The 25457-nt window shown below is 44.1% G+C and carries 24 protein-coding genes; 6 read left to right on the top strand and 18 right to left on the bottom strand.

Going from position 1 to position 25457, the window contains the following annotated elements; translation table 11 throughout:
* The first annotated feature begins 87 nt into the window (after nucleotides 1-87).
* The 3 genes from F551_RS0101755 (at nucleotide 88) to F551_RS0101740 (ending at nucleotide 1380) form a co-directional block, all read left to right on the top strand.
* Complete coding sequence (locus F551_RS0101755; RefSeq protein WP_018995754.1) at nucleotides 88-546, top strand: RidA family protein; 459 nt, start codon at nucleotides 88-90, stop codon at nucleotides 544-546.
* Between the two features lie 125 nt (nucleotides 547-671).
* Nucleotides 672-947: a DUF2293 domain-containing protein gene (locus F551_RS0101745; protein WP_018995753.1), complete on the top strand. Its 276-nt coding sequence runs from the start codon at nucleotides 672-674 to the stop codon at nucleotides 945-947.
* Between the two features lie 7 nt (nucleotides 948-954).
* Nucleotides 955-1380 (top strand): thioredoxin family protein, encoded by a 426-nt coding sequence (locus F551_RS0101740; RefSeq protein WP_018995752.1) that lies wholly within the window; start codon nucleotides 955-957, stop codon nucleotides 1378-1380.
* Nucleotides 1381-1392: 12 nt separating this feature from the next.
* Here F551_RS0101740 and F551_RS0101735 read toward each other — a convergent pair whose 3' ends face one another.
* Nucleotides 1393-2238 carry a class I SAM-dependent methyltransferase gene (locus F551_RS0101735; RefSeq protein ID WP_018995751.1) on the bottom strand — a complete coding sequence of 282 codons (846 nt, stop codon included), beginning with the start codon at nucleotides 2236-2238 and terminating at the stop codon, nucleotides 1393-1395.
* 74 nt (nucleotides 2239-2312) lie between these two features.
* Between F551_RS0101735 and F551_RS0101730 the strand changes: the two genes are divergently transcribed.
* Nucleotides 2313-2747 (top strand): helix-turn-helix domain-containing protein, encoded by a 435-nt coding sequence (locus tag F551_RS0101730; RefSeq protein WP_018995750.1) that lies wholly within the window; start codon nucleotides 2313-2315, stop codon nucleotides 2745-2747.
* A gap of 249 nt (nucleotides 2748-2996) precedes the next feature.
* Nucleotides 2997-4397: a spinster family MFS transporter gene (locus F551_RS0101725; protein ID WP_018995749.1), complete on the top strand. Its 1401-nt coding sequence runs from the start codon at nucleotides 2997-2999 to the stop codon at nucleotides 4395-4397.
* A 72-nt stretch (nucleotides 4398-4469) separates the two neighbouring features.
* Here the strand turns inward: F551_RS0101725 and leuB are convergent, their stop codons facing one another.
* From leuB to F551_RS0101675, 9 genes are all read right to left on the bottom strand, one after another.
* The gene (gene leuB / locus F551_RS0101720) at nucleotides 4470-5543 is read right to left on the bottom strand and encodes a 3-isopropylmalate dehydrogenase (RefSeq protein ID WP_026296593.1); all 1074 of its coding nucleotides are present in this window, start codon (nucleotides 5541-5543) and stop codon (nucleotides 4470-4472) included.
* Between the two features lie 98 nt (nucleotides 5544-5641).
* Nucleotides 5642-5947 carry a putative quinol monooxygenase gene (locus F551_RS0101715; protein ID WP_233355186.1) on the bottom strand — a complete coding sequence of 102 codons (306 nt, stop codon included), beginning with the start codon at nucleotides 5945-5947 and terminating at the stop codon, nucleotides 5642-5644.
* 5 nt (nucleotides 5948-5952) lie between these two features.
* On the bottom strand, nucleotides 5953-6252 hold the full coding sequence (locus F551_RS0101710) for a putative quinol monooxygenase (RefSeq protein WP_018995746.1): 300 nt from the start codon (nucleotides 6250-6252) through the stop codon (nucleotides 5953-5955).
* Nucleotide 6253: 1 nt separating this feature from the next.
* Entirely contained in the window at nucleotides 6254-6880 is a 627-nt protein-coding gene (gene leuD, locus F551_RS0101705; RefSeq protein ID WP_018995745.1) for a 3-isopropylmalate dehydratase small subunit, read from the bottom strand.
* A 46-nt stretch (nucleotides 6881-6926) separates the two neighbouring features.
* Nucleotides 6927-7772: a VOC family protein gene (locus F551_RS0101700; RefSeq protein ID WP_018995744.1), complete on the bottom strand. Its 846-nt coding sequence runs from the start codon at nucleotides 7770-7772 to the stop codon at nucleotides 6927-6929.
* 1121 nt (nucleotides 7773-8893) lie between these two features.
* A complete protein-coding gene (gene pbpC, locus F551_RS0101690) occupies nucleotides 8894-10978 on the bottom strand; it encodes a penicillin-binding protein 1C (RefSeq protein ID WP_018995742.1) in 2085 nt (694 codons plus the stop codon).
* Nucleotides 10979-15901 carry an alpha-2-macroglobulin family protein gene (locus F551_RS0101685; protein WP_018995741.1) on the bottom strand — a complete coding sequence of 1641 codons (4923 nt, stop codon included), beginning with the start codon at nucleotides 15899-15901 and terminating at the stop codon, nucleotides 10979-10981. It lies immediately after the preceding gene.
* A 165-nt stretch (nucleotides 15902-16066) separates the two neighbouring features.
* Nucleotides 16067-16564: an RNA methyltransferase gene (locus F551_RS0101680; protein ID WP_018995740.1), complete on the bottom strand. Its 498-nt coding sequence runs from the start codon at nucleotides 16562-16564 to the stop codon at nucleotides 16067-16069.
* Entirely contained in the window at nucleotides 16564-17466 is a 903-nt protein-coding gene (locus tag F551_RS0101675) for an isoaspartyl peptidase/L-asparaginase family protein (RefSeq protein WP_018995739.1), read from the bottom strand. Before F551_RS0101675 ends, F551_RS0101680 begins: the two co-directional genes overlap by 1 nt.
* A 314-nt stretch (nucleotides 17467-17780) precedes the next feature.
* On the opposite strand from F551_RS0101675, the gene F551_RS0101665 reads away from it, so the two are divergent.
* Nucleotides 17781-18413 (top strand): hypothetical protein, encoded by a 633-nt coding sequence (locus F551_RS0101665; protein ID WP_018995737.1) that lies wholly within the window; start codon nucleotides 17781-17783, stop codon nucleotides 18411-18413.
* A 56-nt stretch (nucleotides 18414-18469) separates the two neighbouring features.
* Here F551_RS0101665 and F551_RS0101660 read toward each other — a convergent pair whose 3' ends face one another.
* The 8 genes from F551_RS0101660 to F551_RS0101625 form a co-directional block, all read right to left on the bottom strand.
* A complete protein-coding gene (locus F551_RS0101660) occupies nucleotides 18470-18739 on the bottom strand; it encodes a hypothetical protein (RefSeq protein ID WP_018995736.1) in 270 nt (89 codons plus the stop codon).
* Nucleotides 18740-18875: 136 nt separating this feature from the next.
* Nucleotides 18876-19253 carry a YkvA family protein gene (locus tag F551_RS0101655; protein WP_018995735.1) on the bottom strand — a complete coding sequence of 126 codons (378 nt, stop codon included), beginning with the start codon at nucleotides 19251-19253 and terminating at the stop codon, nucleotides 18876-18878.
* Between the two features lie 151 nt (nucleotides 19254-19404).
* On the bottom strand, nucleotides 19405-20238 hold the full coding sequence (locus tag F551_RS0101650) for a flagellin (protein WP_018995734.1): 834 nt from the start codon (nucleotides 20236-20238) through the stop codon (nucleotides 19405-19407).
* 129 nt (nucleotides 20239-20367) lie between these two features.
* On the bottom strand, nucleotides 20368-20718 hold the full coding sequence (locus tag F551_RS0101645) for a flagellar protein FlaG (RefSeq protein WP_155825714.1): 351 nt from the start codon (nucleotides 20716-20718) through the stop codon (nucleotides 20368-20370).
* Nucleotides 20719-20810: 92 nt separating this feature from the next.
* On the bottom strand, nucleotides 20811-21635 hold the full coding sequence (locus F551_RS0101640; RefSeq protein ID WP_026296592.1) for a flagellin: 825 nt from the start codon (nucleotides 21633-21635) through the stop codon (nucleotides 20811-20813).
* 495 nt (nucleotides 21636-22130) lie between these two features.
* On the bottom strand, nucleotides 22131-22955 hold the full coding sequence (locus tag F551_RS0101635; protein WP_018995731.1) for a flagellin: 825 nt from the start codon (nucleotides 22953-22955) through the stop codon (nucleotides 22131-22133).
* Nucleotides 22956-23071: 116 nt separating this feature from the next.
* The gene (locus F551_RS0101630; RefSeq protein ID WP_018995730.1) at nucleotides 23072-23896 is read right to left on the bottom strand and encodes a flagellin; all 825 of its coding nucleotides are present in this window, start codon (nucleotides 23894-23896) and stop codon (nucleotides 23072-23074) included.
* Between the two features lie 424 nt (nucleotides 23897-24320).
* The gene (locus tag F551_RS0101625) at nucleotides 24321-25154 is read right to left on the bottom strand and encodes a flagellin (RefSeq protein ID WP_018995729.1); all 834 of its coding nucleotides are present in this window, start codon (nucleotides 25152-25154) and stop codon (nucleotides 24321-24323) included.
* Nucleotides 25155-25457 lie beyond the last annotated feature (303 nt).

The following is a 25457-nucleotide window of genomic DNA, read 5'->3' as shown; positions in this document are numbered from 1 at the left end:
CTTTTCCAGTGTTTGACAAAAAAGCTCTACCCATTCACGCTCGAAGCAAATAGGATATACCATTTAATCGATACAACGGGACAATCAATGAAACACATTCTTCTGGCCTCCTGCATCGCACTGAGTTTAGCCGCATGCCAAACCACTGCGCCGCCATCAGACCCTGCCGCCAACATACATTTTGAAACTTCCGCCGTATTGAAAGAACAAGACTTCCCTTTATCATATTTCACGGAAGCAGATGGTTGGGTTTTCCTTTCTGGCATGCTGGGAATTGTCCACGGCAAAGGATTGATCGAAGGTGGCATCACACCCGAGACCCGCCAAACGATGGAGAACATCAAAGAAAATCTAGCAAAAGCAGGTCTTACCACAAGTAATCTTGTGAAATGCACAGCTATACTCGCTGATATGAAAGACTGGCCTGCCTTTAACGAAGAATACAAAAAACACTTTAACGGCACCTATCCGGCTAGAACTGCCTTTCAAGCTGCTGGTCTAGCATTTAATGCCCGTGTCGAAGTTGAGTGCATTGCTAAAAAGTAGCGTTTGCGAGCGTACCAGTATAAGGTACGCTCACTTTTTCAGCCCTAATTCCACCTAAAAACCACTGGCAAGATTGATCAATTTGGCATAAAAACGCCCCTCTTATATTCATTGTCTGAGAAGTCATGCCACACACTCAAAAATCAATCTCAAAGCACTTGTCTCGCTATTATCCAAATTGCCCTGAAGAAGATGCAAAAATCATTTCTGACGGCCTTCAAAGCGAACAATACAGAGACATTGATCTAAAAACCGCAATTGCCATGTGTATGAGGGTCTATGTTCGAAAGAACAAAACAGACTATGAAAATCTGATGCAAGTGGATGCCTTGACGCGCAATGAAGCTATATTAATTGTCAGAGAAGAAGTCGCTGACATCATTCAAACTTGGCGGAAATAGAAACATCATGTCACTTTCAAGCGTTGTTATTACCGCAAAAGATACACCATTCAACGAAACTGAAGATGCTTCCGCAAAGCTAGAAAATGCTCGCCAAAATGCTGTATCTCGCAATGTTCCACTTCTTATCATGTTGGGTGGAAACTGGTGTCCGGATGCGCGTTTATTGTCAGCAACATTGGAGCACAATCAAGTAGAGGAATTGCTAAATCCAAAATTTGAAACTGTTCAAATTGATGTTGGCAAATATGAACGTAATCAGGCAATCCATACAGCACTGGGATTTAGCAAACTTGAAGGGCTTCCAGCGGTTATAGTGCAGTCTCCCAACGGAGAAATACTCAACAGCAATTCAGTTTTCGCATGGAGAGATGCCCGAAACATTCCTACTCAAGAATTTGTGGATAAAATGCTCGCATTGTCTAACAATTAGAAGCCCCACTCTCTAGTTTGCACAAGCAGTAATTTTCCAACAAGCAGCTACAAACTCCGCGCGATCACCTTTTACAAAAGACTGAAATGCCGATTGGACTTTTGATCTAACCTCTTCGCGTGTTTCATTGTCCAATTGATCATAAATCATTCCAAGCACACCCAAATTGGTATTGTATTTTTCCAACTCTCGAGCCGCTAATGAACATTCCAGATCAATTGGTTCGATTTCCACACCTTTCCAGCCAGCTTTTGTGAGAATTTCCCGAACGTAATCGGCATTAGCAAACCCAAATTGCCCAGGTGCATTGGGTTCTGGTTTGGGGAGGCCTTGCATATATGGAGCCGCGGCCTTTTGCGCCGCCGTCATAAATGGATTTTCAGTGGGACTACGCCATGCGTACACATGAAGCTGAGCATCGGTAGTCGCTGCGCTATGAAAATTCTTAAACGCCGCAACAGGGTCATCGAAAAACATGACGCCAAAACGAGAAATGACCATATCATAAACGGCTTCTTCAAATCTGTAACTTTGAGCATCAGAACAAATAAACTGAGTAGAGCTTTCCCCAATAGTCGTTCTTTCTTTTGCAGCTTGAATCAGAGCTTTTGAGACGTCTACGCCCGTTACTTTCCCAGTTTCACCCAGCACCCACGATGTTGCTAAACTCGTAGCTCCCGCTCCACATCCGATGTCGAGAATATTCACCTTTCCGCTATCCAAGACAGCCTTAACGAGGCAATCCTCAAATGGCTTAAACATTCCGTCCAATAGTTTTTGGTTTTCCACCCAAACCTGGCCACCTTTTCCATTCCAAATGGATTTCATATCTGGAATTTCAGTGTTTTCTAAACTCATTTTATCGCTCCTGAGTATTGAAAGGACTTCAGTATTCAAATACCGTACAACTTCAAGCCCACTTGAGGTCAAGTATGCAAGATCAGAATATTTCACAAGTCTCTCGCAACACCGGAATCGCGTCTTCTACATTGCGATATTATGAAGAACTTGGTCTTATACACTCCATTGGCAGGCACGGGTTGAAACGCCTTTTCGACCCTGAGATTTATGAACGCCTGGCTCTTATTTCGATGGGACAAGCTGCCGGTTTCACTCTAGAAGAAATCGCAAAAATGTTCACATCGGACGGTCAAACAAAAATTGACAAACGCGTTTTGAAAGAAAAAGCGGACGAACTAGATAAGAAAATAAAAAAACTTACAGCAATGCGTGATGGTCTAATTCATGCAGTCAATTGCACAGCACCCAGTCATTCGGAATGTCCGACATTTAAACGCATTATGAACGTTGCCATGCAAGGCTTTTTTAGAAATAAAGTGCTCAACAACAACAACAGACAATTGTAATTAAATAACTTTTTATAAAACTTACAATAACACCTTTTCAGTTTTTTTATTGACTAAATTTACAATAAAATCTCAATAAACAACCACTCAACTGTGTCTAAAGATTCCAAATTGGTCGCTAGGTAACACTGATCGAATTAGTCTAATCAGCTTAAATTTTAATCCTCCAGCACCTTGTCGCTTCTAATTCTCTTGTTAAGCTGTTTTTGAACAAGCGTACAAAGAGACGCAAACCCTTGGGAGGAGCAAATGAACACAAGCACCGCAAGTGCTGTGACTAATACCGGTACGAGTTTTGGTAGCTTTGGTTATAGATCATTCGTTTTATGGTCTTTGACAATCGTTTACACGCTTAATTTTATCGACCGTATTCTCATCAGCGTCATGGGTGGCCCCATTATCGCGGAGTTCGGCCTTAGCAATTTCGAATTCGGTATATTATCAGGAATTGGGTTCGCTCTGTTTTATACGCTTCTTGGGATTCCCCTTGCTAGCTTTTCTGAGCGATATAACAGAGTTCGCATTATCGGAATTTGCGTCATACTGTGGTCTATAGCCACTGTTTTGTGCGGGTTCGCGGTCGGTTTTGCAACTCTACTTCTCGCACGTCTTCTTGTGGGTATTGGCGAAGCTGGATGTACGCCACCAGCAAATTCACTCATCAGTGATTACTATGTACCGCAGGCGCGCCCCACTGCCCTTGGAATATACGCAATGGGTGTGACTGCCGGAGGGGTGATAGCTCAATTGGGTGGCGGTTGGATTATTCAAAACTTCACTTGGCGTGAAGCCTTTATTTATGTTGGTGCTCCCGGCATAATTATTGGTCTAATTGTTCTTTTCACAATCAAAGAACCACCACGAGGATATTCCGATCCTCCTTCAACCCAAAAAGAAGAAAAAACTGGATTAACAGAGGCACTCAACGAAATTTTTAGTAAGCCAACTTTTTGGATTATGGCAGCGGGAGCAACTCTCGCAGCATTCGCTGGCTATGGTCTCGTTGGATTCTCTCCTTTGTTTATCCAATATGTACATGGATACAGTGCCGGAGAAACCGCAATCATGTTTATGGCTCCAGTTGGATTAGCTGGAACTTTCGGAGCATTTTTGGGAGGCTTCCTCACACAAAAAGCGTCATTGAAGTCTGAAACTGCCGCAACGTGGGTGCCAGGCATCGCGTTCTTATTGTGTTTTCCTTTGTTTGCAATCGCATTCTTTATGAAACAGCATTCACTCATGCTAGTAGCGTTTATGTGCGCCGCGATACTCCAGTATTTTTACCTCGGAGCGCAATATAACATTGCACAAGCAGTCGTGAGTACGAGATCTCGGGCAACTTCAGTCGCTGTTCTGTTGTTCATAGTCAATTTGATTGGGTATGGTCTGGGCCCTCCATTAGTTGGGCTCCTAGCTGATACGTTTACAAGCAATTACATCAACTCGGCTGGATTAGCCGAACAAATTACAGCGTCTTGTAGTCTAAGAGATCAGTCTCTTGGTGAAGCTGGGTTAACTGCCTGTCGCGAAGCCAAAGGGTATGGAATGCAGCTAGCTTGCGCCATCACGACCGGATTGTTCGCTATTGCTGGGTTATGCTTTCTAGCTGCCGGAAAGACATACCGCAAAGACATCTACATCTCGGAATAAGCAGGCCGTTATTCTAATCAATAGAAGCGCTAGTCAGATCAGTACATTCAGACTAGCGCTTTAACTTATCCCCTAAAGCGCTGAAATAACTGCATCGCCCATTTGAGAGGTAGACATCGATCCACCAAGGTCTGCAGTACGCGCGCCATCTTCCAGCGCTTTTCCAACAGCATTCCATATGCGATCAGCGGCATCAGCGCGATCTAATGACCAACGCAATGCCATCTCTGCAGACAAAATAGCTGCACACGGATTCGCCAGCCCACGCCCTGCAATATCCGGTGCTGAACCATGCACTGGCTCATACAGCCCGGGAGTACCCGGTTCACCCAGTGCAGCCGAAGGCAACATACCAATAGAGCCAGTTAATTGAGACGCTTCATCAGAGAGAATATCTCCAAATAGGTTGTCAGCTAAAATCACGTTCACGTCTTTGGGTTTTTTGACAAGTTGCATTGCCATCGCATCAGCTAGAATGTGATCTAGTGGTTCATCCGCGAATTCTTCTTGGTGAAGCTTTATCACCTCTTCACGCCACAATACTCCCGACTCCATCACATTTGATTTTTCAGTTGATGTAACACCCGGATACGCGCCGCCTTTACCTTTACGGCCTTTGGCAATTTCAAATGCAACGCGAGCAACACGGCGCACTTCAGAGCTTGTATAACATGCATTGTCATAACCTTTGCGCTCGCCATTGCCCAAATCGTCAATACCACGCGGTTCACCAAAATACACACCAGATGTCAGTTCACGGACGATCATGATATCCAAACCTTCAACGAATTCACGTTTCAGACTTGAGGCATCCGCCAATGCTGGAAAGCAAAAAGCCGGACGTAAGTTGGCATACACATCCAACTCTTTGCGAAGACGCAGTAAGCCCATTTCAGGCCGCAAATGACGCTCAGATCCAGCCCATTTTGGGCCTCCTACAGCCCCCATCAAAATAGCATCAGAATCACGTGCCTGCTGTAAAACCTCATCGGTAAGCGGTGTGCCATGTTCATCATAGGATGCACCACCAAACAACGCTTCAGAGAATTCAAGGTCCGGCGCAACTACATCCAAAACACGACGCGCTTCAGCCGTCACTTCAGGGCCGATACCGTCACCAGGTAAAAGAAGAAATGTCTGCGTCATGGAAAATTCTTTCAGTAATTGTAATTTTGAAGCTTCATATAAGCAAAATCTACCTTTTGGCAAATCGGCAAACTGAATATTTCAACTGCATAAACCTTTTACAATGCAGTGCGCTTGGAACTGTAGATAAATAGCTTGGGATCTGAGATTTCTAAAGCGGGCCAATTATCTCGCCAAACCTTCAAATGAGTGGAAGACCTATGTTGGTCAAAAGCTTGATGATTTTGCCAACGTTCACACACACGCACAAGATTATTATCTTCTAAATCGAAGGCATAACTATACTCAAGGCAATCCGCTTCCGCCCTACTAGCCACAACCATATCAACCATCGCAGCTTTTGCTTTAGCTCTATTCTCAAACGGTAGTCGGAACGTGCCGATCAAAACAACTTCATCTGTCACCACGACTACCTTTGAACAGGTTCGACATTTCTATAAAATCGAACATCCCGCTCAACCCCCCCCAAAGCGTAAAGCTTCTCTTTGAACTCTATAGTGTGTTTTGCCTGTTGATGCTGTTCAAAGGCAGCCTCATCGACAAAACGCTCCCGCAAATTCAAAACATCGGGATTTGCCACATCTATTGAAAACGAAAACTCCAAACAGCCTTGCTCGGTATTACAAGCTTTTACAAACTCGACGAACAATTCTTTGTTTTCACTCAGTGCATTTGGAGGCAGCCTCAACCACCCTTCCAGCAACAACATGTTAAGCTCGCTCTAACCACGGCGTCATTATCTGTCGTTTGTTTTCATAGGCTTCTATTTCAACGCTATGTGTCATGGATTCACCAATTTCATCCAAACCAGCTACCAGATTTTCTTTACGCCCCTGATCAATATCAAATGCATATTCATTTCCGTCTGGTGCCGTAACTTTCTGATTTGGCAGGTCTACCGTAAATACATGGTTTCCACCGCCCGCTTGCTCCGCAAGTTTATCGCAAATTTCTTGAGGCAATGCGATCGGCAAAATGCCATTCTTAAAACAGTTATTAAAAAAGATGTCTGCAAAGGAAGGTGCAATGACACAGCGAATTCCCTGATCAAGAATTGCCCAAGGCGCATGCTCTCTTGATGACCCACAACCAAAATTGTCTCCGGCGATCAAAATTGAAGCATTTTCATATGCTGGTTTATTCAGAACAAATTCTTTATTTGGAGTGCCATCGGAATTTGTCTTCATTTCATGGAAGAGCCCCACTTTTAGTCCTTCCCGTGTCACAGTTTTCAAGAACTGTTTGGGAATGATCATATCCGTGTCAACGTTGGCCAAAAGCGCATCACCTGTTTTCAAGGGAGCAGCCGCGCCACGCAGAGTCGTAAATGGGGTCATAAATTGCCTCAGCCGGTCTAAATTCTACATTTTGAGCAACCTTATTCTAGGTTCTCTCTATAAACAATGTTGGTGTATTGCACGTTCTATCCAGAACAGTGAAGACTTTTGAATCTTTTTTTCGTCCAGGGCGAATATCCGTCAACTGAAAACCATTGTCTTTAAGTCGCTGGTGCGCCCCCTCAATGTTTTTCACACGCCAACTCACACCCCAGAGTGCATCATCTGCAGTCTTATCTTCCTCACCCAAACGACTAACAATCTCGATTGATGCGCGCCCAATCCGATAAAATTGAAACCGTGATGCCAAATCTTCGCGAACCAAATCTAACCGCAATTCTCCACCTAGTTTAGCTCCATACAAGGAAGCAGCCCTTTCAGGAGCGGGAGAATTAATCACAACATGATCTAGCTGAGAAACACAGTCATCATGAGATGCTTGTGAAGTTATTTCACTTCCTTCATCAAGCTCAAGAACAAACTGGCGCACTCCGAATGTTAGGTCTGTATCCAGACGCATTCTTCTCCAGCTTCTTCGCTTTCCCGTTTTATCGTCCAAACTAGCTCCAACACCAATTTCGGAGGGATTTATTCCGCGTCGCACAAATTGCTTTCGTGTCTTTTCAATATCTTTGCAGGCAAAAGCTAAACTGGTGAGTCCTTCTCCATCCCGAGACACCATTTGACGCAATTTGTCGCCAACCACCCCCTTCCCTGATGGAGCCAATAATTCCAATGCCGTTCCACCAATCTTAAACAAAGAAATGGATGTTCCATCTTCTTCGTTTTTCGAGGTCCAATCAGGGCTTCGTCCAATCAATTTTGAGTAATTATAAGTTGCAGCGTCGATATCGCCGCAAACTAATACGATATGATCTAATTCTGTTAGCATGCGCGGGATATAGCATAAAAGAGTTACGATTCAGCCTAGACCTATGTTTAGTACTCCAAAAATAGTGTGGATTAAAACAAGAAAAAACAGGTCAGAAAACAATAACACCGCCCCTCCGAAGAGAGACGGTGTTACCGTAAGTCCGAAATGCCAGCTGGGTTGGGGGGGACGCAGGCATATCTGGACGAAACTAAATATTCTAACTAAATCAATCTGATTTCTGACTGCCAGAATATATTAAAACTTTAACGAACAGTTTAAACAGAAAACTAAAATTAAAAAAATTCAGTTAACTATCAAAGCTGTAATCAGGAAGCACATCAATAGTTTTGAATACTTCCAAATTTCGCGGACAGTAAATACAGAATATTATTAAGAAATCAACCGTTGAATACAGAATATATTTACAAACTGACAAATAACGAAGATTTTTCCCTATATTTTAACGTCCGATCAAAGTAACCCAAGCTCTTAAGTTATATTTATAGTAGCAAATAAATCATTACATTTCAAATCAATAACTGATTTTTTTTTGAAACAAAGTTAAAAAATCCATAAATTTCAATTTTTCTAGCATAAATTCAATTGTTAATTTTTCTTTCAAAAACAATCTGTTCTCTGATGAAACTAGCCATAGTTAATATGCAATTTAATCAAGAAAAATTCAAAAATTACACCACTTAAGAGCAATGATTTTTTCCTGATGTTATGATTTGCATCTCTTCACATCGATAAATGCAACTATCATAGACTTCAGCTTGGTGCTCTTTATGACTGCCAAATATTTTTTCGAAAAAATCATTTCAAGCTAAGGTAGAAGGTATATTTTCACTGCTTCCGGCCACTTCATTGAACGAAAACCCCAACATCAATCAGCTGGATACATACTTTTCACAGACAAACATCCGTTTGGGAAACCGAAAAAAATTCCTTCACCACGGATAAAAACAACATTTACAATTACCTTTTCGCAAAAATGTCATTCTATCGATGACGTTCAATAATTTTAAACGCGCTTCAAATAGGTGCTTCTAAAGAAAAATTATGCCTTCTCAACAACCCTGACGCATCGCAACAAACCCATTGCTGCAACCGCAAAAAGCGAACATGAGGGGTGATATCTAACGAAGAGCAGTTCTGGTGATTCGAACTGATGAACGGCTACTCACTCCTCTAGAATCAACAACCTTCAATTCGTAGAAACCTTCATTTTGAGGAACCCATACGGGATCACCATGTTTCGCGTCCTCTAATTTTTCTCCCTGCACATACCAAACTAAATCGCCCTGTCCTCTGGCAGACAGAGCAAAACCGCGCCCTTCTCTATCCTGCCAAAGTTCGCTCTCATTTGGTGGAAACAAAATTTCTGGAGGTCTTTCCTCATGTTCAAAACGACTCAATGTAAACGGAGCAGCACCTGTCCATGGCTCTTCACCTTTGTGAACACCATACTCATTCCTTCGTAGAGCGATGATCGCCGTATCAAACACATCAAACAAAACAGGCAGAGCAACCTCTCTACCTGTAGCACCTGCCCGAGGCGCACCATCAGCTCTCCCCACCCACACCACAATTGCTAGTCCATTTGATACACCTGCAGCCCAAGCATCTCTATAACCGTAAGAAGTGCCGGTTTTATACGCAATTTGAGGCGCGCTTTTGGTCAAATTTGCGGGCATACGCCCCTCTGGGGTTGGCGCAGACTTTAAAATCTCTATGATTTTTTGAGTATTTTGAGGTGATAAAAACTGAACGATTTCATCATCTCTTTTCGTAAGCCCCTCACCTTTTATCCAACTCAAAGGTCGAGCAGCCCCTTCATTTCCCAAAGCTGTATACAGTAAGGCGAGGTCACGAACTGTAAGACCAACACCGCCAAGAGCTAGAGCTAAACCAGCATCATTTTCCGCACGTTTGGGTAAGCGTGGTGAAGCCCCTGCAAACGCTAAACTAGACGCAAACCTTGAAGGGCCAATTGCATCCAATGCATGAACTGCCGGTACATTTAAAGAATGTTGCAATGCCTGAGCAACTGTCACATCTCCTCGAAATGAACGATCAAAGTTTTCTGGTTGATATGATTTAAACCGCTTTGGCAAATCCGATATTTGGGTAGCCGGAGCTGCAAATCCTTCATCAAAAGCCATTCCATATATAAATGGTTTCAAAGTTGAACCTGGCGAACGATATCGATTTGTAAGATCAAGCCAGCCGCCCGCGCGATCACGACTAGCAGACCCAATAGATGCCAAAACATATTGCGTCTTGAGATCAACAACCATAACCGAAATTTGAGCCTGATCATCCATCTCATTGACCGCAGTTTTCGCTAATGCTTCCAATCTTGCCTGCAGTCGGAAATCCAAGTGCATTTTTATATCAGCTTGCATATACGGTGCACGACGCCTTGCTTCCTCCGATGCTTGCCATGCAAATGCTGGAAAATTCCGGCGATGCGGTACCGACGCAGTTGCTGCTTCAGCAGCTATTTCAGCTTGAATGACATTCTTAGCAACCAAACGGTCCAAAACACGCTTTCGAGCTATTTTGGCTTGCTGAGGTTTAAGGTCGGGACGACGAGCCTCCGGTGATTGAGGCAATGCAATCAATAGAGCAATTTCATCTGGTGTTAGATTTACAGGCTCTCTTCCCAAGTACGCCCAACTTGCAGACCTCACCCCCTCAACATTTCCGCCATAAGGAGCAAGCGTTAGATATAACTCTAGAATTTCTTTTTTCGACATGCGCAATTCAAGCTGAACAGCGCGAATTGCTTGTTGAAGTTTAGCTGTAAAAGTTCGCTGTTTTGGTTCAAGTAACCTTGCTGTTTGCATTGAGATGGTGGAACCACCCGAAACGACGCGCCCGGCTTTCATCATACTCAAGCTTGCACGAATTATCGCTTGGAAATCCACACCAATATGTTGGTAAAAACGTTCGTCCTCATAAGCCAAAAGCGCCTCAATGAAATCCGGATCGATGGTGTCCAAGTCCGCCTTCAATCGCCAGCGCCCATCCTTCAATGAAAAGGCCCTCAGAGGAACATCGTTTCGGTCCAACACCACTTGAGATATTTGGTTTGCTTTGGCCAATGGTGGCGGAAAAACCAAATCAAGCGCAGCAAGCAAGATGATCGCCGCCAAAGCAAAATAAAATGCTTTTGGCCACAACCATCCCAATCCAGTTTTGTTGATAACTCTCAACATCTACTCCGCAGTTATCTGCACCCTGCCTGCAGCTGAACGCCCAAAGATATCAGCCCGATACATGTCTTCAGCAACCGCGCCAGGAATTGCAAAATTTCCGGGCGTCACCGCGCGAACAATATAAGCAAAATTAGCGCGTTCGCCTTCACGTACTGTCAGGGATGCAAGGAAACGATCGTCACGAGCCTCCGTAATGTCGGCATAACTAAGGTCACCTACAAAATCATAAGCTTCATATGTTGATGGCGTTAGAACCGCTTGTATCTCCCATCCAGCAGGTAACAGGTCCGCCACAATGATTGGGTGAGTTGTCGGTGCACTCGGCTTAACACTTAGAGCAACAACAAATTGATCACCGCGTTGCACATTGTTAAGTTCAGCACTTCGCCCATCCAAATCATAAATCGATTTGGAAACTCTCAATCCACTTCTCACTGCAGGAGGCGCGTTTTCAGGCGCGCCTTTCGCTATAGTTGTCAGCCATATCGGGCCGTTTCCATTATTAACGAAACTCGGGACAATGGTCTCACCATCCCCTGATTGATAGGATGTCTCATCAGCATAGAAAGAACGTCTTTCAGCAATTTGGACAACTTTTCCTTCAGCACCAAGATCAACACTTGTTGCACCATTGGAAAGACCATTTGCAGCCATCAACAAAAATGCTTTTTCTTGCGTAGTCAGACGATTTGGATCGGGCAATTGTTCAACAACGTCATCGGTCAATTCTTCAACCAATTCTGTATCTTGTGTTTCAGCAGCAAGCGCCAACACGCCTGCACGGTCACGACGTGGTGTTTGATAATAGTCGCCGGAATTGTTATATCCCAATCCCTCTATTGCCGCATCAAAAGCAGAACTTGCACGCGCATTATCACCGACAAAATACAAGGATGCACCTATCTGCGCTTTTGCCAGTGGGCTTTCAATCTTCTCAAGCATTTCATCATGCAAATACCGCAGACGAGAAGCTTCAATCTTTCCGCCTCTTGCCAAAACATAAGCTGCATATGCAGAAGCTCTGTGGTTCAAGCGATCATGCGTATCATTATGCCAACGAGATGTATAAACCTCATAATTATAACCGGATCCCCATCTATTTTGATCGGCTGCCACTTTTGCAAGTGAAGCGTAGGCTCTCTCTAAAGCCGCGTTGGGAACAACATATCCAGAAGCTTTTGCGCGTGCCAGAAAGTCAACCGCATATGCACCAACCCACGGTGAAGCATACCCATCTCCCATACGCCAAAGCCCGATTGATCCGTCCGCACTTTGCCTATTCAGAAGCGTAGAAATAGCTTCCTGAACCTTTGCATTAATCTGTCCATCTGGTTCCAGACCAGCAATGCCAGCTAAATTCTCAGCATAGAGCAATGGCAATGCTCGGCTCACAGTTTGCTCTGTACATCCATACGGATATTCACTCAGGCTTTTATATAGCGCGGTTGCATCCATTGGCAGTGCAGAAGCTGATACAACCAAGCTGGACGATCCACTCACTAAGCCATCAAATACATTGACAGGAGATGTCCAGCTTTCGCCTGGCTCCAGCATAATTTTTTCAACGCGGTTTACTGGTAAATACGGAGAACGAACTTCAATTCCATATTCGCGATCTACCTGAAAATTATTCGGTCCAGTCAATGTCATGTTGATGCTGGAAACACCTTCAGCTGAAGCAGAAAGAGGAGCTGCAATATCTGCTCGTTCCCCTTGTTTTAACATTGCAGTTAAGATGGGGTCATTCACCTGAATGCCCTCTGCACTGCCAAGCACAACATCATAATTTCCAGGCGTCGAAGCCACATTATCCATTGTAACAGTAGCAATTGCGATATCACCCGGCGCAAGGAAACGCGGCAGAATGACTTCGGCAGGGACATCATCGCGTACAGTTAACGCATCGCTTGCTGAACCTAATCCACTCTCTGACCAAACAACTGCCATCAAACGCAATTCGCCGTTAAAATCAGGAATATCCAATTCAATTTCAGCTTTTCCATCACGCCCCATCGGCACAATGCCGGAGTAAAGCGCAACTGATTTTGTTGGCACCACAGTCAAACCTGCCCCGCCAATCTGGTCACCACCGGACCGTACTTCGGCAGCTGCCCCCTGATTAGGGTCCAACAGTCTGCCATAGTCATCTTTAAGCATCACACCCAATCGGCGCTTTGCATAAAAGTGATCCTTTGGATCAGGTGAGTTAAATTTTGTGAGCTGCAAAATACCTTCGTCTACAGCTGCAAGAGTGGCATAAACCTTCTCCCCGCGTGGACCGCCAGACGTTTCAAGTTCAAATGACACTGTTTGACGCGGCTTAATGACCTCATCAACATTAATAGCCAACTCAAATGTTTTAGATTGCTTATCGACTGGCGCATAAGACACACCGACAGCTCGGCGCGGGCGTGGTCTCGCCACAGGATCACGAGGTGTAAACACACTTACCATAATGTATGCACCTGCCCCCCACTCTTCTGTGACGTTAAAGTCTACTTTCATTCCTTTTTCAGGAATGGTCAGAGTGCGAGTTTCAATGATTGTATCATTTGCAACCACGATTTCAGCTTCACCAGCATAAGGAGGCAAAATTGTGTAGCTCGCTTTTTTGCCAATTTCGACCGGATCCACAGGCGCAGAAATACGGACGCGATCTGGTGCTTCTACACCTTCTTGTGGACCTCCACCCCAACCAGCCCAAAAGCCGTAACTGGCAGTTGCACCGGATGCCTCTTCGGTTAGAACAAGCTCATAATCTCCCCAATCAAGAGTTCGCGTAACTAATACATTTTCGTCAGTATCAGACAGCTCTAGGCTACCCTCTTGAACAGGTATGACGTGACGGGTGCGACGCCACTTCCATGCTCCTCCACCGCTGCGATACCAATCATAATCCCAATCGATACGCACCAAGCTCCAATTAACATTGCCTGATATTTGCTTTCCATCAGCTTGGATAGCGACCACTTTCAAACGCGCGGCTTCATCTTGCGCGGCGCTCCCATCAAATTCAGGTTTCACACCTAAATATACTTCGTTGGGCCGGTATGGCAGCCTCACATCATCTCGCACGGCGCGACCACCCGGTTCCATAGCGCTAATAACCGTACGCAAACGCAAAGGCTGACTACTGGAAATGGTCTCTTTGTTGATATCCAGTCTCATGATGGCATTTCCGGCACCATCCGCCGTTACATCGTCTAAATCAAATTCACGTTGTCGAAATTGCTCGTCATGTTTACCAAACGAATACCCGATGAACTCTTTGAACGGTTTAGAGTCAATTTCAACGCGTGTTCGGCCTTCAACATTCAAACCAGCACCTGGTGCACCATATAAAAAGCGCACCGCCGCATTTACCGCACGTACTTCCCCTTTGCCAATGGGACTTTCATCCTCAGCACCTAATTTCAACTCAATGCGTTGCGGAACAAAATCTTCCACAGAAATACGTGAACTACCTACTACGCCTTGGCCATCAAGATCTAAATCCAGACGCCACATTCCGCGTGCTGCTGCCTTAGGCAACTCATGCATCCGCTCCAACGCACCGGCTTCTAGCCCACCTTCAAAACGCCAATTAGCACTTTCAACACCATTGGGCGCATAGAGCCGCAAAAAGCCGTCCACATCGGAAACAGATTTGGTCGTCAGGTCCCTAACAAGAGCATTAATACGAACGATTTCTCCAGGGCGGTAAATTCCACGATCTGTATAGATAAACGCATCCATACCTTCTTGAACTGCTCGACCACTGACAGGATATCTGGATAAATCTACAGCCGCACGATCAAGATCCAAAACTGCGAAATCACCATTTTGATCATACGCCATCACAAGACGAGGCTGTTGAGGGCCATTCCCTCTTAAAAGAGGGCCAGCAAATTCAACGCGTCCAAGTAAATCTGTTTTCTGTGATTTCAGTATTTCATTACTACGTGCAACAAGATCCAATCTAACATCACGTGCAATTTTTGCTGAATCAATTGAACGTGCAGTCACCTGCAGGCCCTGCTCACTCTGATAGGCCGTTAAGGCCAAGTCAGTTACAATCAACCATCTCGCTGCTCTAGCAGGACGTCCAATTTCAAGTGATCCCTCAGGAACTTCTTCAATCTCAATATAGTAAGCACCAGGTTGTAGGCGTTCCACCGCACTTGCCAAGGAGAAAACTGTCGTTACTGCCTCATTGCCTTTGCTGACGACATCTAACTCACCTGTCCATAACTTTTCAGACACATCAGAAGGATCATCCTGCCCTCCTTGCCAGCTATACTCACCGCGCCCTACCGAGAATCCATTGGAAATATTCTTAAAAACCAAAGCTCTATCAGTGATGCGTGACACATTCACTTTGAGCGTTTCAACATTTACAGATTCAATGGCCAAACCATCGGCATCGATACGAGGCAAGATAACACCGTCGCCTTTAAATCCGACATAGCTAGGACGGTCCCCAAAATCGATGGTGATTTTTTCGTCTTTCTCTAGTTCACGTCCCTTACCTGCCCCTGGTAATCCTGCTTTCAGAATCAACTCGCTTGAGGCTGCAAAACTTAACCCGCCAACACAAAGACTCGAACCATCAACGTCAAGCGCAACAGACAAATCTCCAACAGGCTCCACATATGCTGAATAATCTGTTTTTGATTGCAGGGAATGAGAGAATTCCAAACAAGCTATCGGCGCATCGCCCTGCGTGTTCGCCGAATATCGTACAAATTTGAAATCTTTTGACTTTTCAGAAGAAGCGCGCTTTGCTTTTTCAGCCCGAACTTCCAATTCAGGTCCCTCAGTAACATCTCGATTACTTTGAGCATTTTCTGAAGGTGTGGAATTTGGATCTCCACATGCTGCTGCCAAACACATTGTAGCAGCCATTGCTGCATAGCGAAGACCATTTAATGCCTGAGTCCGCATAATTCTCTCCATCCACCCGCCTAAGATTAACTTTAAAGCGCGTCGTGTAATTTGGCCACCACACTTCTTGGAAATGACCGAATTACTTGATTGAGATAGTCACACAGCAATTAAACTCAGCCAATGGCGCCAAATTCAAGGAGATTTACGTCTTATTTGACGATATTATTTAGACAGAGCATCTTTTTTGGGGCCACCGGGCATTATCGGGCGGTTTTCATATGCAGACATGCTAAGCACACGATCATACATCACCAATGCGCCTGCAAGTGACACATTAATACAGAATTTGGTCGGTATTTTCACAACGTGTTTGCACTTCTCAACCATGGCCGGACTAAGGCTCCCTTTTTCGGGACCTAAAACATAAGCCGCCGCACGGGGGTGTTTAAACTCAGGCAATTCAATAGCATCATCAGTCAATTCAATGCCGACCAAGTGGCACCCCTTTGGGAGTTCCATTTCATCAATGGAATCCCAGTTATAATAAGGTATGTTTTTATAAGACTTGGAAGTATCCGACCAATTGGTATTCCGTACGCGATGATCAGCATTTACGGAATAAAAAAAACTAGCCCCAAAGGCATGAGCAGTGCGCATTAAAGCGCCCATATTCATAGGCTTGGAAATGCCTTCCGCACCAATTCCAAAATAACCCCTCATCAGATAGTCGCCACCAAGAGTTCACCATTGGAATGGATACTACCGCGCGACATGGATCCGGATGCAAACGGCATGGCGATTCGGCCAAGTTTATCAATACTGATTAATCCCCCCTGCCCACCTAGGTACACAACATCTTCAATAACGGCACGCGTTGCAACATCAAGACTTGTGCGCTCATAATGAATACGAGCAGACACTTCAGCGGCTGCGTTGGCGCGAATGAAGTACTCGCCCATACCTGTACAAGAAACTGCTACACGTTCATCTGCCCAAGTGCCCGAACCAATAATAGGACAGTCTCCGACACGCCCAGCTAATTTATCTGGCGCACCACCTGTAGATGTTGCAGCGGCTAACTGCCCTTCAATATCCAAAGCTACAGCACCGACAGTCCCAGTCATTTTTCGTTCGTCGAGATCAAAAAGGTCATATTTAACTGGCGTGTAATAATCCTCAGGATTTTTCACCTTTTTACACTTTTGCTTTGCGGCAAATTCAATAGCACCATCCCCCACCAACATTACATGAGGTGTTTCGCGCATCACCAAGTTAGCAACATTTACCGGGCTCTTAAAACCTTTTAAGCCGGCAACAGAACCAGCTAATCTAGACTCGCCGTCCATAATTGCGGCGTCCAATTCAAACTCACCATTCTTATTTGGAGCAGCGCCTTTTCCCGCAAGATACAATCCGCAAGCTTCCAACTCAGTGACCATAGCTTTAACAGTCTCAACCGCGCTCGCACCTTCACCAAGCATTTTTCCACCTTCTTTAAGAAGGTTCTCCATGAACTTTTCGGCATGTTTATCATTTTTGGAGGCACCAGTACTTGCACCACCATGTAGTGCTAAGGCCCAAATCTTATTGGAAGATTTTTTTGCCTTACTACTCTTACTCATCAGTCACCTTCTTCGGTAAGTTTCCCCGATACCCGAATAGTTTTCTTACATAAATGTGACAAGTGCAGAAACGCCACATCTACAATAAACTCCACCATGATTTCCCTGAGGATAGATATAATTTTTCGAAAATGGCAAACAGGTTCACTTCTGAAGTGAAGAGCAAAGATGAAAAGTCGCTTATCCTCTGATTTAACTGGTGCTTTTGCAGTCACCAACTGCACAAAAACAGAAATCTGCCTAATTTCGCCACATCATTTCTTAGAATCACACTTATATCTGTTCCTAGGGAATTCTAAATAAGGTCTGCAAATATGAAATTTCGTCTAGCTCTATTGATGTCCGCTGGTCTACTAGCTGCTACAGCATGTGGGACCACTTCCTCTCCCGCAACCAATACATCAGCCGTACAAACCACTGAGCTTGTCGCAACCGAGCAAACTAATCCTAAAAGCAGCATGCCCGCTAAAAAAGACATTTCCGCAAGCACAAAATGGGAAGCAGTCGAGCTTTTATGGCCTGAATCCCCCTATATGGTTTTACTCGACGCTAGCAAGCCAAGTTCCAAAACCAACGGACTTGCTTTCAATTGCAACACAGATACAGGTGCTATTTCAGGCGTCCTACATAATCAGTCGAATTCAAAAGCGGGAAAAGCCGCCTCATTCTCACTAAGAACATCAAATGGTGAAGCAATGACTCTGTTGGGAATGTTTGCAAGAAACACGAAAGAAAACAGAACTGATTTTGTATTCAGCACTGACTGGCGCGCAATGAAAGCAATTGCGAATTCTGAGAGAGTGGATTTTGTAAGCCCCGAAGGTGAATCAGTTCTAGCTCTCGTTAAAGATGTAGCCCCACACAGAGGGGACACAGACTTGCTAGCATCATCAGAAAACTTCGACGACACCCAAGTGCAGCTATATTATTACTGCAATCCCAAATAAGCATTTATTGAAATACGTATGGGCCGGAATAATTCCGGCCTGTGTGTGCTTTAGAACTAATTTGGCAGAGCTGGAACTGCCCCTACTTTGCTAGCCAAAGTATCAAGTTGTTCGAATACTTCTTCGCAATTTTGCGTGTCATCTTGTAGAATATATGCGGATTGAGTCTTGCGCAAGATAAACCTGCGCCAATTCACCTGACTTCGAAAAATCCAAATCTCATCAGGATTATTTGACCGAGCAGCCCACCCTGTCCAAGGGTGATCGGTATCCAATGATCTCCACATCTGCTCTATGTTATTAATTTCAATCTTAGAAAACAGCATTTCAAATCTGCCAATAAATCCAAATATAGGGCTTAATCCAAACTATACTGATACTTTATCACATTCAGATAAAATTCGTAACAAATTGTTAGCAAGCATGAATATTTAGAAATATTTCAAAAATTATCTTCAAACCTTACCTTAAAAATTCTTCAGCCTTCTTGCGATGATCATCATTGACATGACCGCTGACAAAACTCATTGCCAACGCCAAAACGGTCGCGTCATCAGAAAAGCCAAGAGCTAAAATAAAATCTGGAACAATATCCGTCGGCACCACAAAATAAGCCAAGGCTGCCAACAAAACGCCCCGCACTTTTGCTGGTGTTTCAGGATCAAAAGCGCAAAAATATGCGGCGGCCAAATCCTTTGAAAATGGTATATATTTTATATATTTAGATAGCTTTACGAGCGCACCCCTTGCGCGCTTTTCATCAGCCAAACGCCTAGCTTCTTCTTCAGGCGTTTCGGGATCCAAGATCTCTACTTCAGGGTATTCTTCTTTGTAATTCATGTGACGATTTCAACAGAGAAAAGTGTCAAGCTAATGACCTTTTTCAATTAAGAAAAAAGCCCGAGCCTATAAAAGACCCGGGCTTAAGTAGCACGATTAGGGAAGACCAGACCTCTAACCGTGGAATTTGTTGAACTCATTCAAGCTCAAATTAGTTTTGAAATAGTGAAAGAATTGCTTGAGGTGCCTGATTTGCAATAGACATAGCCTGAACTCCAAGCTGTTGCTTCACTTGCAATGATTGGAGGATCGCACTCTCTTTACCCAGATCTGCATCCACTAATTCACCCACGCCTTCAGTAATCACATCTTGCAGACGCGTGACAAAATTCGCGTGGTTATCAATTTTCTGAGAAGATCCACCTAAACGCGCCAAAGCGCCATTCACATTGGTAATACTCGACTTAATCGCATCAAGAGCTGCTGTCGCGTTCACCGGATCACTTAAATCATGCGTCGCCGGATCAATAATAATGTTGGGTCCGCCGAAAGAAAAGTCTTCAGCGTCCAATCTCAATGTCGTTGAAGCGGAGGCATCAGCAATAAATTCTAATCCCCCTGGATTTGAATTATCGAGAAGGTTTACTCCGTCAAACTCAGCTGAACCAACAATTTTTTCAAATTGGACCAGAAGCGAGTTGAAATCTTCTTGGAATGCAGCACGTGAACTTGCATCAATATCTTTTGTTGCAGATAGTGCTTTATCTCTTAGTTGAATAAGAATGTCGGACGCTGTCTCACCTGCAGCAATCGCAACATCACTTACCGATTTGGAACGATCCAGACTTACCTGGATAACATCGTAAGCAGCGTGTTCCCCACGCAAACTTTGCGCAACAGAAAATATGGCAGCATTGTCTTTTGCATCTGCTACCTTCAGACCTGAACTAATGCGATCTGTTGTTTCTTCTAGACTCTTGTTTGTTGCATTCAAGTTTTGCAACGCAGCAAGAGACTGAGCGTTATTGTTTACGCCGTTTACCATAATCTGTCTCCAAACGTGGTCTACCGGGTCGTCCCGAGTTTTTCGTTAAGAGCAGAATTGAACGGTTTTCGTTAATACTTCCTTCGCATTCGAGAAAAACTACAAAGTTTTTTTCAAATTTTATGGAAATTATATTTTTTGATCGAGCCAAAGCCCTTGAGTTGCACTCGAACCCGCATTGGATTCTTTTGCAAACTTCAACCAATCAACATCTGGCCATTGCCGGATAACTTCGCCACTTTCAGGATCAATAAGGCTATGCACATAGCGCCCAGTCTCAGAATCCTTCTCAATAACTAGTTTACCCTTCTCAAGACCATGTTGACGGGCAATTTCTTCAACAAATTGCTTACGTCGTGCTTCAATGGCTTGATTGACCGTTTTTTGATCATCTTGTGGTGTATCTAATGATACGCGATCCGGACGTACTACATCCAATTTTGATGAAGTCGCCGGGACCGGTGTTAACTCCGTTCCCATTTTCATCTCCTACCGCTTTAAATAAAAGCAGGCTCATTTTTTTGATCACCCTCCCCGACCTATTTGATAGGTCGAGGAGAAGGACCAAGATCTTATCTAAAGAATGATAGAGCCAATCCTGAAGAAGAATTCGCGATAGATAGAGCCTGTACACCAAGCTGTTGCTTAGTTTGTAAAGACTGAAGCTTCGCAGATTCTTTAGCAAGGTCAGCGTCAACCAAGTTACCGATACCAGTTTCCATTGCATCAGATAGCTTTGTTACGAAGTTTGAGTGTGTTTCTAGAGACTTAGAACCAGTACCCAAACGAGCCAAAGCAGCGTTCACATTGTCAATTGATGTTTCAAGAGCTGTGATCACGTTTCCAGCTTTAGTCACAGTGTCGATGTCTGAAGCAGGTGTCAAAGTGATAGTTGAACCTGTTAGAGATAGATCTTCAGAAGCAACAGTGATTGTGCTTGAACCGTCAGTGTTTGCCAAAGCAGTGATATCGTCTGCACCGTTTTCAAGAAGGTTTGCACCGTTGAATTCAGCGTTGTCGACAATTGTAGAAATCTGATCACGAAGCGCTTTGAAGTCTTCGTCATAAGCAGCACGCTGCTCAGTTGTCAGAGTTTCATCTTTAGCACCAAGTGCTTTTTCTTTCATTTCAACAAGAAGATCAGAAACTGCTTCACCAGCAGCGATAGCTGTGTCCACTGTTGAACCAACACGGTCTAGAGATTGCTGAACAACTTCATATGAAGCCACATCAGCGCGCATGCCTTGAGCAATCGCGAATACAGCACCGTTGTCTTTTGCACTTGCAACTTCCAAACCCGTGTTAATGCGGGATTGAGTTTGTTGAAGCTGAGAAGAAGTGTTGTTCAACTGCTGAAGTGCAACCATTGCACCGTGGTTTGTGTTTACGCTCGTCATTTTGACGTACCTTTTTTTCTGTTTTGCCGTTTGGGCAAATATTAATGAAAACCAGATCATTTTAATCTGGAGGCGTTTTGCCTACACAGTACGTCGCAAGATCGATGCCGGATTTAAGGTTAACAAATCGGCAAAACCTGTTGATCTTTATATGTTTTTTGGTCTAAGCGTAAAAAAAGTATAAATACCGTTTTTTCAATGTTTTTACACTTTTTGCCTATAGGTAAATTTTGCCTACTTCCTTGCTCGGCAATCTTTACCTAGCCAGCAGGCCAATGTATTAAAATTTTAATTTATGTCGCTGAGATTTATAGTTAACATTTCGTATATGAAAATTCGATTTTTTCGTTCAATTTTGATCAGATGATAGATCCACCTAATTTTTTCATAAAAAAAAGAGAGGATGAATCATTCACCCTCCCCTTAAATTTTTTGAAAAGACTATTCTTGCTCTGGTCACCCTCATAATCCAGAGCAAGAAATCTAGGAACTTTCTTATCTGAAGAAAGAAAGAGCCAAACCAGAAGATTGGTTTGCGATAGATAGAGCCTGCACACCAAGCTGTTGCTTAGTTTGTAGAGACTGAAGCTTCGCAGATTCTTTAGCAAGGTCAGCGTCAACCAAGTTACCGATACCAGTTTCCATTGCATCAGATAGCTTTGTTACGAAGTTTGAGTGTGTTTCTAGAGATTTAGAACCAGTACCCAAACGAGCCAAAGCAGCGTTCACATTGTCAATTGATGTTTCAAGAGCTGTGATCACGTTTCCAGCTTTAGTCACAGTGTCGATGTCTGAAGCAGGTGTCAAAGTGATAGTTGAACCTGTTAGAGATAGATCTTCAGCAGCAACTGTGATTGTGCTTGAGCCGTCAGTGTTTGCCAAAGCAGTGATATCGTCTGCACCGTTGCTCAACAAGTTTGCACCGTTGAATTCAGCGTTGTCGACAATTGTAGAAACCTGGTCACGAAGCGCTTTGAAGTCTTCGTCATAAGCATCACGTTGCTCAGTTGTCAGAGTTTCGTCTTTAGCACCAAGTGCTTTTTCTTTCATTTCAATCAACAGGTCACCAACTGCTTCACCAGCTGCGATAGCTGTGTCCACTGTTGAACCAACACGATCTAGAGATTGTTGAACAACACCATATGAAGCCACATCAGCGCGCATGCCTTGAGCAATTGCGAAAACAGCACCGTTGTCTTTTGCACTTGCAACTTCCAAACCCGTGTTGATGCGAGATTGTGTAGTTGAAAGCTCAGAATTAGTGTTGTTAAGCTGTTGAAGGGCGATCATTGCGCCGTGGTTTGTATTTACGCTCGTCATTTTGACGTTTCCTTACTTGGATTATTAAAGAGCATTTTGCTCCCTGAAGCATTTTGCTTCTTAGACAACGCACTCTGACCAAATACCCAATCAGAGTGCGAATTTTGTAAAAACTTCTATCGGAAGAAAGATAGCGCCAAGCCAGAAGCCTGGTTCGCGATAGACAGAGCTTGCACACCAAGCTGCTGTTTAGTTTGTAATGATTGGAGTTTTGCAGATTCTTTTGCGAGGTCAGCATCAACCAAGTTACCGATACCTGTTTCCATTGCATCAGATAGCTTTGTTACGAATTTTGAGTGTGTTTCCAAAGCCGTAGAACCAGTACCCAAGCGTGCCAAAGCAGCGTTCACATTGTCAATTGATGTTTCAAGAGCTGTGATTACGTTTCCAGCTTTAGTCACTGTGTCAATGTCAGAACCTGGTGTCAGCGTGATTGTTGTACCTGTCAAAGATAGGTCTTCTGCAGCAACTGTAAGAGTGCTTGAACCATCTGTATTGGCCAGCGCAGTGATGTCATCCGCACCGTTTTCAAGAATGTTTGCGCCGTTGAATTCTGCGTTGCTTACAATTGTTGTGATCTGATCACGAAGCGCTTTGAAGTCTTCGTCATAAGCATCACGTTGTTCTGTTGTGAGAGTTTCGTCTTTTGCACCAAGTGCTTTTTCTTTCATCTCGATCAGCAAGTCGCCAACTGCTTCACCAGCTGCAAGAGCTGTATCAACTGTTGAACCAACGCGATCTAGAGATTGCTGAACCACATCATATGAAGCCACATCAGCGCGCATGCCCTGGGCAATAGCAAAGATCGCTCCGTTGTCTTTTGCGCTTGCAACTTTCATCCCTGTATTAATACGAGATTGAGTAGTCGCTAATTCTGAGTTTGTGCTGTTAAGTTGCTGAAGTGCAATCATTGCACCGTGGTTTGTGTTTACGCTCGTCATTTTGACGTCTCCTTACTTGGATATGTACTGAGCTTTTTGCTCACAGAAGCGTTTTGCTTCCGACATTCACTACGCAAGGACGGTGCCAGTTTGTTTTAGTTAACAAACATCCCAGAACCACCAATAAACACGTGGAAAACTCTTAATAGAATTCAGAAAAATTATGATTTACAAGAATTTAGCATAAAATTTGCCGAGTATTTACTAGGCAATACTTTCCCGTCGGCAAAACCTGCTAGGTCTGTCGCGGGCACAAAAAAACCGCCCTAGAACCATTTCACTGGTTCAATGTGGCGGATTCGTCATCAGACGCGCTTTTTGCGCACACGAAACAAACGGAACGATACCTCTTTATTCGGAATTCACCCCAAATTAAGAGGCGGCTAGGGCGAAACTATAGCTTCGCCCTATGCCGAGACGCCTTCTAACCTTGGAAGAGCGAATTAATGATCTGCGGTGCCTGGTTTGCAATAGATAGAGCTTGCACACCCAATTGTTGCTTAGTTTGCAACGACTGAAGAGCAGCACTTTCTTTTGCGAGGTCCGCATCAACCAAATTACCAATCCCTGTTTCCAATTGATCAGCCAATTTTCCAACGAAGACATTATGTACTTCGACGGATTTAGCTGCAGTACCCAAACGTGCCAAAGCACCGTTCAAGTTCTGGATAGAAGCAGAAACAGCACCCACCGCTGTCGCGGCAGTTGTTACAGTGTTGAACGATTGTGTGGTTGTAACCGTCACAATTGTTCCACTTAATGAAAGATCTTCACCCGAAACAGTCAGAGAGGAAGTCCCATCTGCGTTTGCGATTGCCTCGACTTCAGTTACTGAACCATCAATAAGATTTGCACCGTTAAATTCGGCGTTACTTACGATTTTAGCAACCTGATCGCGAAGCGCTGTGAAGTCTTCATTATATGCTGCACGCTGTTCTGTGGTCAGAGTTGAATCTGTCGCAGAAAGCGCTTTCTCTTTCATATCAATCAACAAGTCAGAAATTGCTTCACCTGCAGAAAGAGCCACGTCAGTTGTTGACTGAACGCGGTCCAGACTTTGCTGGGCAACACCAAGACCAGAAACTTCCGCACGCATTCCTTGGGCAATGGCAAAGATTGCACCATTGTCCTTTGCGCCGGCAACTTTCAAACCGGTGTTAATCCGAGACTGTGTCTCTGCAAGATCCATATTCGTCTTCGACAATTGTTGTAGAGCGATCATCGCTCCGCTGTTTGTGTTTACCGATAATGAAACCATCGGAGGAACCCTTTCATTCTGTAAGGAGGCGGCGTATAGCCACCGAACTTTTTGTTCGTTCAAATCGAAGCAATTTCCGGGCCAATAGATCAAATTTCATGTAAATTTATAACATATTGAAAAATATAGATATTTTATATGTTTTTGAATTGGTTTCATTGCAGAACAGGCAATGATTTCCACTATTAAAATATGACTAGGAAAAAACGGCCTAGTTGGATGAAAAAACTGCCTAATCTACATTGCACACGACATTCATCTTTGGCACTTTAGAACAATCTCATCCCTCTTTTGGAAAAACAA

Origin of the sequence: Hirschia maritima DSM 19733 (assembly GCF_000378345.1) — a bacterium.
Classification (GTDB): Bacteria; Pseudomonadota; Alphaproteobacteria; order Caulobacterales; family Hyphomonadaceae; genus Hirschia; species Hirschia maritima.
This window is presented reverse-complemented; position numbering and strand designations above follow the sequence as displayed.